At 38.2% G+C, this 9,329-nt stretch carries 6 protein-coding genes; 4 read left to right on the forward strand and 2 right to left on the reverse strand.

Annotation, left to right across the window (positions count from 1 at the left end):
• Positions 1-385 precede the first annotated feature (385 nt).
• From V7K42_RS09820 to V7K42_RS09835, 4 genes are all read left to right on the forward strand, one after another.
• Positions 386-1,057 (forward strand): hypothetical protein, encoded by a 672-nt coding sequence (locus tag V7K42_RS09820; protein WP_334915691.1) that lies wholly within the window; start codon positions 386-388, stop codon positions 1,055-1,057.
• A gap of 729 nt (positions 1,058-1,786) precedes the next feature.
• Complete coding sequence (locus V7K42_RS09825; protein ID WP_334915693.1) at positions 1,787-2,167, forward strand: hypothetical protein; 381 nt, start codon at positions 1,787-1,789, stop codon at positions 2,165-2,167.
• 140 nt (positions 2,168-2,307) lie between these two features.
• On the forward strand, positions 2,308-6,042 hold the full coding sequence (locus V7K42_RS09830; protein ID WP_334915695.1) for an nSTAND1 domain-containing NTPase: 3,735 nt from the start codon (positions 2,308-2,310) through the stop codon (positions 6,040-6,042).
• A gap of 64 nt (positions 6,043-6,106) precedes the next feature.
• Positions 6,107-8,569, forward strand: a complete 2,463-nt coding sequence (locus tag V7K42_RS09835) for a C1 family peptidase (protein WP_334915697.1) — start codon at positions 6,107-6,109, stop codon at positions 8,567-8,569.
• A gap of 255 nt (positions 8,570-8,824) precedes the next feature.
• On the opposite strand, the gene V7K42_RS09840 is transcribed toward V7K42_RS09835, so the two are convergent.
• Complete coding sequence (locus V7K42_RS09840; RefSeq protein WP_334915699.1) at positions 8,825-8,953, reverse strand: hypothetical protein; 129 nt, start codon at positions 8,951-8,953, stop codon at positions 8,825-8,827.
• A partial coding sequence (locus tag V7K42_RS09845) for a hypothetical protein (RefSeq protein ID WP_334915701.1) occupies positions 8,946-9,329 on the reverse strand: 384 nt, incomplete at its 5' end. The genes V7K42_RS09845 and V7K42_RS09840, both read right to left, overlap by 8 nt.

Below are 9,329 nucleotides of genomic sequence, written 5' to 3' on the forward strand. Positions count from 1 at the left end.
CTCTCCCCATACACGATTATCATTCTTGTTAAGACTGTTTTGAGTATTTTAGCTGATTGACAAAAGGCGCTTTATTCTAACCTCTCACGGATGGAGCTACCCAAAGATTTCCAATTAAGACTAATCGGATTTTTACCATCAAATTCGATTCATAAATTCTGGAATTTTAATGTGCGACGTGTCGGGACTAGCTTAGTAATTCAATCAGGGGAGTGCATTAAATTCCCTGCTCGTGAGCAATCATCAACTTCAGATATATCAACCAACACGGCTGGATATACTACTGAGTTAACTGAAAGCTAAACCGACAGAAAACTGTAATCATTCCCTTCTTAATTACTGATTTAATCAACGTTTCAGAGTGCATTGCTGCCAAAAATTTATTATGCCTAAACGTAAATCCCCTAAAACGAATAGTTCACCATCAAAAGAAGAAGCCACGCCAACCAAGCCAGCTATTTTGCGTATTGTCAAGCAAAAATCTACTGCCACTGACGATAATAACTCTGCACAATCTGAATCAGCATCAACTAGTGTACCAACAGAAAATCAGCCAGTTGAGCCGGAATTAGAAGTAAATAATAACCAGCGTAAAAGCATTGAAGTTTCAGAATCAAACAGTAGTCCTGTCCTGATTTCTGACGCTGTGCCTCAAACAAGAGAAGCAGAGAATGAACAGTTGGATGTACCCCAAACTGTAGAGACAGCACCAGTTAATTCATCATCATCAACAGCTTTGATTGAAAATACCTCTGGTGAACATGAGCAATCAGAGATAGAAACAGAGCAACCGCAATTAGCAAAAAAAGCAGCCTATGAAAAATTATCAACAGCAACTAATAGTTCAGGACAGACCTTTACTGTCAAAGAAAAAATTGAGGTAAGTACAGGTAACTTTGGTACACAAAAGGTTTTTATTATCTCCTTATATTCAGCATCAGATGGAAGTATTTGGGCTTATTACCATCCTGTAGATAAAAACCAAAGACAGCTATGGAAGCGGGGGTGCTGTCGGATTGAGAATTTGAAAAAGCTATCGCCTGCGGGGAGTAAGTAATGGTTAACGGTGTAAAAGCACAGTTATTGAAAAGTTGTTGTGAAGCAATTTTGAAGTTCATGTGATCACCGAAGACATCCACCGATAGCTCATTGTAAGATCGGCATATATACAGAAATCCTTATAGCGAACTCGAATTATTCGATTGTGTGCTTTTAGGCACATCAACCACATCAATCGCCCCCATATTCTGGGGGTATTTTTATGGCGGTAGTGGCGAAAGCGAGGTAACAATCAAATGAGCGTGGCTCACTACCATCTGAGGTAGTGTTAGGCGTAAGCTGTAGACATCAATGAATCTAGAAGACTTTGAGGCATCGATTACACGAATGACTAAATTTGTGGAATTGGGACATCAATCAAAAATTAAGAAACGCTTGTGATCTTAAAACTGTAGATAGCCGACCACAAGCGTTTTTGGTAGGTAATGCCGTGCAACACTTTTGCGCGGTATTGGCTTAAAAGATTCTAAGGACATAGCTGCATAAATCTTGCTTCCTACGCTGATGAGTTAAATAAGCAGAAGAAGGTAGTATGCTCTGGATGTATTAAGGGGTCGCTTTACACTTTCCCTCACCTTTTACCTACATAAGTGCCTATAATAATTCTATTTAGATTAAGCTACGTAAGGTTTACAGGACTTTTATTTCTCTTCTAGTTTTAAAAATGGGCGAACCTACGTTTAATTAAGACTTGCTTTTTACTACTTTTAATGTTTAAGGATGAACTATGGACCCTATTACTACTGCTATTGTGACTGCTGTTGGGACTGGATTGGTCAAGGATGTAATTACAGACAGTTACAACGCTCTCAAGGCTGCTTTAAAGAAAAAATTTGGCGATAAAAGTGACCTTGTTGACGCAGTTGAGCAATTAGAAAAGAAGCCAGACTCTGAAGCTCGCAAAGCTACAGTGCAAGAAGAAGTGGAAACCGCTAAGGCCAATGATGCTCCTGATGTTGTTAAGTTAGCTCAAGATTTACTCGACAAGATCAAAGAACAGCCTGGTGGACAGGAGATAATCAATCAAACTCAAACCAACACGGCGAGTGGAAATACTGTCAGTGGAAATTTTAACTTTGCACCAGTTCAAGAAGGCAAGAAGAGTTAAGAAAGCCGGAACCTGGTTAAGCTACTGGTAAAACAGACCATTGACCCACTTAAACAAGGATTAGAGGGGGTGCTGGCTTTAGCTGAACTAATCGCCAAAGTTGCCTCTCTGGTTGCTAAAGCATGAGGGATGCTACTACCATGAGCCAGTCAATTCCAGACCGCCAATCTCAAGAACAAGATAACCTTGTTAAGGATACTAACGTTGGTCGTGACTTGACTTTCGCGCCAGTTCAGAACATTATCGAGACTCAGATCATCCAGTCTTCGCTTGAGGTGGTCACGCAGCGAAAACTGAATAAAAATTCACCTTATCAGGGACTCAAAAGGTTTAACTTCAAAGACAGAGATCGCTTTTTTGGTAGAGATAAGCTTATTACTAGATTATTTGAGGCAGCGAATCGAAGCAGCCTGAGTTTAGTTTTAGGAGCTTCTGGAAGTGGTAAGTCTTCTGTTGTACGTGCGGGGTTAATTCCTGAGTTGAAGAAATCTCTGGAATCTCAAACATTTTATGACTTCATCTTTACGCCCAATCAAGATCCCTTTGATTCCCTGTATCGGTGTTTACTCAGTGAGGAAAAGGACTATAGCTTCAGTAAAGCAGAAGCCGAGATTGCCCTAGTAGCAAAAGCAGATACGCTAACTCAAGCGATCAGCACCTTAAAGAAGGAGGAGGAACGGTGGCTAATTTTTGTCGATCAATTTGAGGAATTGTTCACCATTTGTGACGATCCAGACAAGCGCAAAAACTTTATTGAAGGTCTTGTCCAGGTTGCCAAGTGTGGGAATAGTTCTGTCAAGATTCTACTAGCAATGCGGTCTGACTTTCTAGAACAATTTAGTTACTATCCCGATTTAGGTGTTATTACCAATCAAAATAATATTCATTTGGTGACTGAAATGTACCCGGATGAATTGCTACAGGCGATCGAGCAGCCAGCAGCTAGGCATGGGGTCGTGTTTGAAGAAGGGTTGGTTAAACAAATTATTGAAGAAGTCAAGGGACAAAAAGGTTATCTTCCCTTATTGCAATACACTCTAGATTTGCTTTGGGAAAGTGAATGCCAAACTCTCGATGCTGATGATCGTCCTAATATCGAAGACCGCACCTTAAACAAGAAAAGTTATGCAGCTTTGGAAGGCGTAAGAGGGGCGCTGCAAAAACATATCAACGAGATATATCAAAATCTCAATCAAGATGAACAGGAAGCCGCTAAACAAATATTTGTGAAGCTGGTAAATATTGTTGACTCTGATTCTGGCAGTAAAACAGTTAGCAGAAGGGCTTATCGAGATGAATTTGTCAGTGAATCAGACGAACAGATAGCCACAAAGCAAATTTTAGAAAAGACTCTCAACAGGTTCATTGATGAAAAACTGCTGGTTAGTAGTTCTGATTATTTAAGTCCAGAAAAGTTGCTGATTACTAATATAAACACTCAAAAAAAATCTGCAACTATAGAAATTGCCCATGAAATTTTACTCTCTTCTTGGGATAGCTTAAAACGCTGGATTGAGGAAGAGAAAGAAGCCATTATATTCAAAAATTGGTTAACTGGTGAGACAAGACGGTGGCAAAAAATTCGCTCAGAGGATGAGTCTCAAGCTCAGGATGAACTCTTGAAAGGCTCTCGATTAGCTCAGATTGTAGAGTTGAGAGCAAAAAATGCTTTTAAAAATGTTGGTGGCTTAAGACTAGAGGAAAATCAATTTATTGATGCCAGCGTTGAGTGGCGTGATTGCCTGCTTAAGCAAGAAAAAGAACGCAGGAAGCTTCAGATAATGGTAACTTATATTACATCTCTAGTCTTTGCTGGATTCGCTATTTTTGCTGGATATCAGTGGAAAGAAGCAGACAAAGGTCAAATCCAAGCATTAACAACATCCTCAAAAGCAAACTTCGTTGCCAATCGACATTCATTTGATACATTAATAGATGGTCTCAGAGCAGGAAGACAACTAAAGCAATCTATTTGGTATAAAAACGACCATGAACTGCAAACTCAAGTTATGGAAGTACTTGGTAGTGCAGTTTATGGTGTCAGAGAAAGCGATCGCTTAGAAGGACATCAAGGCTTTGTTATGCAGGCTAGGTTTAGTCCTGATGGTAAAACAATTGCTACTGCCAGCTACGACACTACTGCTAAACTTTGGAACTCAGATGGCAAAGAAATATTAACTTTGAAGCAGCATACTAAATCAGTTACAGATGTAAGCTTCAGCCCTAATGGTCAGATAATTGCTACTGCCAGTCGAGATAGAACCGCAAAACTTTGGAATCGGCAAGGTAAGCTTCTTGCAAATCTAAAAGGGCACAAAGATGATGTTTGGAGCGTGAGTTTTAGCCCCAATGGACAGACAATTGCTACGGCAAGTGCAGACAAGACAGTTAAGCTTTGGTCATTAGATGGTCGTCTGCTTAAGACTTTAGAGGGTCATACTGAAGCAGTCAACAAAGTTACTTTTAGTCGTGATGGGAAGATTGCTACAGCTAGTGACGACAAGACAGTAAAACTCTGGGATGCTCAGGGTAATTTGATTAATACCTTGAAGGGGCATAAAAATGCTGTGTTGAGTGTAAATTTTAGCCCTGATGGTCAAACTCTTGCCTCTGCCAGCAACGATAAAACAGTTATTCTTTGGGATGTTAAAAAAAGTAAGCAAGCTACATCACCTTTAATACATACTGATAAAGTTAGAGATGTTATTTTCAGCCCCGATGGTCAAACCATTGCTACTGCCAGTGAGGATAAAACTGTGAAACTGTGGCGTAGTGGAGATTATAAACTGCTAGAAACTTTAAATGGGCATCAAGGTGCAGTCACTAGTTTAAGTTTTAACCGCCAGGGCAATATCCTTGCATCTAGCAGTTATGACAAAACAGTGAAATTTTGGCGAGTAAATGACTGGCTGACTACTTTGAATGGACATAGTGCAGCAATCTATAGTGTTGATATTAGCCCCAAAGGCGACATGATTGCAACTGCCAGCGGTGACAAGACGGTGAAATTGTGGAACTTACAAGGAAAACAACTTAATACGCTTAAGGGCCATACTCTAGCCATTGCTAGTGTCAATTTCAGCCCAGATGGCAAGTTGATTGTGAGTGGTGGTAATGACAGAACTGTAAGGCGATGGAATTTACAAGGACAAGAACTTAAACCACCTTTTACAGAGCATACTAGATCCATCACTAGTGTCGCTTTGAGTCTAAATAATAATACGATTGCCTCTGCCAATCTTGAGGGCACTGTTAAACTTTGGAGTCGCAAAGGAGAACTTTTAAACACTCTAAAAGGCAATCTTACAAAAACTTCTAGTGTCAGTTTTAGCCCGAATGGCAAGATAATCGCCGCAGCCAGTCGGGATACTGGAACAGTACAACTCTGGAACAGTAATGGAAATCCCTTGCGTAGTTGGAAGGCTCACAACGCCTCAATCTACAACATTCGTTTTAGTCCTAATGGTCAAGTTATTGCTACTGCTAGTGAAGATAACACTGTGAAGTTGTGGAATTTGGATGGTGTTTACTTAAATTATTTGAAAGGACATACTGCCGCAATTTGGGGCTTGGATTTTAGTCCTGATGGCCGAATGATTGCTACTGCCAGTGATGATAAAACAGTAAAAATATGGTCTAATAAAGGTGTATTAATTATGACATTTTTGGGTCATAATGATATTGCTAACTCACTCAAATTTAGTCCTGATAGCAAAATGCTTGCTACTGCCAGTTCAGATACTACTACAATGCTATGGAATATAGAAAACTTAAGCTTGGATACATTTATGGCGCGTGGATGCAACTGGTTAAGCGACTATTTCAAGAATAATCGCAATGCCCCAAAGGATATTTGTGACGAAATTAAAAGGTAGATGATTCTTTGCCTTGACCACCTTAAATAATTTGACAATCACCAAGAAATATTAAAAGGAAATCATGGAAAATAGCAGTAATCAACAACAAAAAAAGGATTGGAAGAAAAAAGGATTGGGTTGGATACCAGACTACCCAGACTTCCGCGATTATAACTTAGAGAATGAGGAAGGGATCAAGAATAAACTCAGGTTTAAAATAGAAGAAAGAACTCGTGATTTTGAAAAAGTTGTAGAAGATTTAATTAATTTTATTTCCGATTTAATTGTCCAAAACGGTTTAGAACAAGATAAAATCAAACAATTTAAAAACCAAATATTTGGTAACGTTTTATTTGCCAAAGTAAAAGTTCATAAATTCTTAAGAGAAATGTCTGAAAATCCAGACACAGACAAAATAAATCATAAATATCCCTGTAATCCAATTAAATATGAAAGTATCCTTTCAAATGAGATAGTAGAATTAAAGAAGTATCTTGCTATTTTATTAAGGAGAGGATATTTGTCACTAAGTGAGAGAGATTCTGTAGATTTTAAAGATTTTGATGATCCAGGAGAATTGGTAAATTGGATGAGAGAGCAAAAGTACGATTCAACCACTAAATCACTTGTAAAGGATTTCCAGCGTCGTTCTAATATTTTGGCTGATGGAATAGTAGGACTTGAAACTTACACGACTTTCAATGAATACTTTTCTGATAAGGAAAAATTGTTACAACTTAAAAATTATGTAGAAGCTCAAGGGAGTACTCTTACAAAAGGTTTATCAAAAATTAAATTTTTTGCGGTTACTTCCTTAATATCAAGGTCGGAGTTTGAAATAATATTAGATATTTTTAAAATTAAAATCATCGACCAGATAATAAAGGAATACAAAGAATATTATAATAACCCTGATAAAGAAAATAATATTGGTCTTAACAGAAAGATTTTTGAATATGAGTTTCTAAATCATATTCAAGTTAAAAATGATTTATTTGAGAAAAGATTTACGAAAATATTTAATGTTAAAGAAAGAGATATAATAACTGCTGAATATTTTAATCAAATAGAAGATTTGATTAATAAAATTTGTAGTAGAGATAACACTAGTTTTAATATTGAGATTGTAACATTCTTGCAGAACTCATCTGTAACTGAACCAATATTTTCAGTTATAACGCGAATTCTTTCTCCTTTATCCCAATGGAATAATCAGAGTTGGGAAGAAATGATAAAGCAAGGCTTTGAGAAGTTTGAAAATATTGCCAATCAGAACAGTAACTCTAATAATTCAAATACAGAGCCGGGATATTCTGAACAAGAATTAGTAAGAAGTGCAATTTTTCAAGTTATATCTCTTCTTAAACTAGAAATTTGCTCTTTTATAGAACAAGAAGAGGAAAAAGATAAAACTGCTATCTTTGTATATTTCTTGGTTAAAAAATACTTAAATAGATTTGAAAAGTATACATCAGATGCTGAAAATGAGATTAAAGAGGCAATTAGTAAAGGTAAAGAGCTTGGGACTAATATTTTTGATAAGCAAGAAGTGTTTGAAATTGAACTAATATTTAATTATGATAATAATCCTTCTTCTCTAGAAAATAATAAACCAAAAAATCCAAAAGAGTTATTTCCAAGTCTAGATTTACATATTCCCATAATAATTAGCAACAGTTACAATCCAAAAAATAACTCAAATAAAAAGCTATATTTTGTTCTTCCTGCTGTAGTAGATTTGAGCTTTTGGTGTTCTCCGGTGAGAGATCAAGGCTCACTGAATTCTTGTACTGCATTTGCTACGAGCGCACTATTAGAGTATTTTGAAAATAGAAATTTTGGGAAATCAACAGATGCTTCTCCTCTATTTCTGTATAAAGCTGCACGCCAGAAAATGGATGTGAAAGGAGATGTTGGAGCATCTATCCGAGAAACGGTAAAAGTACTTGCACTATTTGGTGTTCCCCCTGAAGAATCTTGGCCTTATGAAGAAGATAAAGTAGATGAAGAACCGCCTCCTTATTGTTATGCCTATGCTCAAAATTACAAAACACTCAAATACTTTCTTTTAGATTATGCTGGCATTACTACAGAGAGTCTTTTGTTTCAGGTTAAAGCAGTTTTAGCTGCGGGCTTTCCTTGTATTTTTGGGTTAACGCTTTATACCTCTGCATACGAAGAGACTAATTCTAAAGATGGTCACATTCCATATCCAGATCCCAATAAGGATAAAGTTGTTGGTGGACATACTGCGGTTGTAGTTGGATATGATGATTACAAATTTATTCGATATGCTGATCGCAAGTACTATTCAAGAGGTGCATTTTTAATCAGAAACTCTTGGGGTACTGAATGGGGAATGAACGGTTATGGATGGCTTCCCTATGACTACGTTTTAGCCGGACTCACAGCTGCTTGGTGGTCATTACTCAAAGCAGAGTGGTTTGATGAAAGTAACTTTGGATCGGCTAGAACAGGTGGCGGCGGCGCAAATCCTGATACACAAGGATCTGGATCTCCGGGGACACCGCCGCCATCGCCTTAGACGACTGCGGATGGGCGATCTAGAAGCCAATTCTCTGCATCCAGGGGTGAAATGAGCATCCATGCAGAAACTTACGCTAAGGACTTGATGAGCCACTTTCAATCTGCGATCGCTAGGAATCAAACTGTACCAATTGAAGTCTCTGAAATTTAGAAGCTTCAAAGCCTTGTTGTACCGTATTAAATTGCTGTACTAATTAATCTATAGGTTAATTGGTACTTTAAGAATTGCCAAAAATATTGATGGACAGGATGTTTACACAGCAAGGGTTACAGCCTTAGCGTAAGTTTCTGCACGGATGCTCATTTGACCCCATCCAGTGATGTCAGACACGGGTACTTCGGCGTAGGCCGTCGTAGACATCGCCTCCGGCAGGCTACTCATCCATCTGGATACCCAGATTTTTGACTTGCTCTAACGCCTTTACTACACCAACTTCATCAGCTAGTCGGATAAATGCATTGGCTAATTCTTCTAACAAATCGCTCCTATCCACATATTCCCCCTCGTCTGCCAAGTCCATCAGCACTCGGTTGATCTGCCTGCTCAATTTTTTAGGAATGCGAAAAGTGGTTTGGGTATAGTCGGGATTCTCACGCTTGGCTAATTTATCTTTATCCTTTAACTGTTTAGATGACCGGGTTACTGGCTGTTGAGGTTGTTGGGTGGTTGAATTTTCAGGTAACTGGGTTTTTAGCTGTTCAGATAGCTGATTTTCTGGGTATCCAGGTGTTTGGGCAGTTGGGTTGTCAAATGTTTG

The organism is Nostoc sp., assembly GCF_036917455.1.
Classification (GTDB): domain Bacteria; phylum Cyanobacteriota; class Cyanobacteriia; order Cyanobacteriales; family Nostocaceae; genus Nostoc.

Excerpts from the sequence above, each read along its gene's own strand:
- V7K42_RS09835 (WP_334915697.1), top strand. The coding sequence starts at position 6,107 with ATGGAAAATAGCAGTAATCAACAACAAAAAAAGGATTGGAAGAAAAAA.
- V7K42_RS09825 (WP_334915693.1), top strand. The coding sequence starts at position 1,787 with ATGGACCCTATTACTACTGCTATTGTGACTGCTGTTGGGACTGGATTG.
- V7K42_RS09830 (WP_334915695.1), top strand. The coding sequence starts at position 2,308 with ATGAGCCAGTCAATTCCAGACCGCCAATCTCAAGAACAAGATAACCTT.
- V7K42_RS09820 (WP_334915691.1), top strand. The coding sequence starts at position 386 with ATGCCTAAACGTAAATCCCCTAAAACGAATAGTTCACCATCAAAAGAA.
- V7K42_RS09840 (WP_334915699.1), bottom strand. The coding sequence starts at position 8,953 with ATGAGTAGCCTGCCGGAGGCGATGTCTACGACGGCCTACGCCGAAGTA.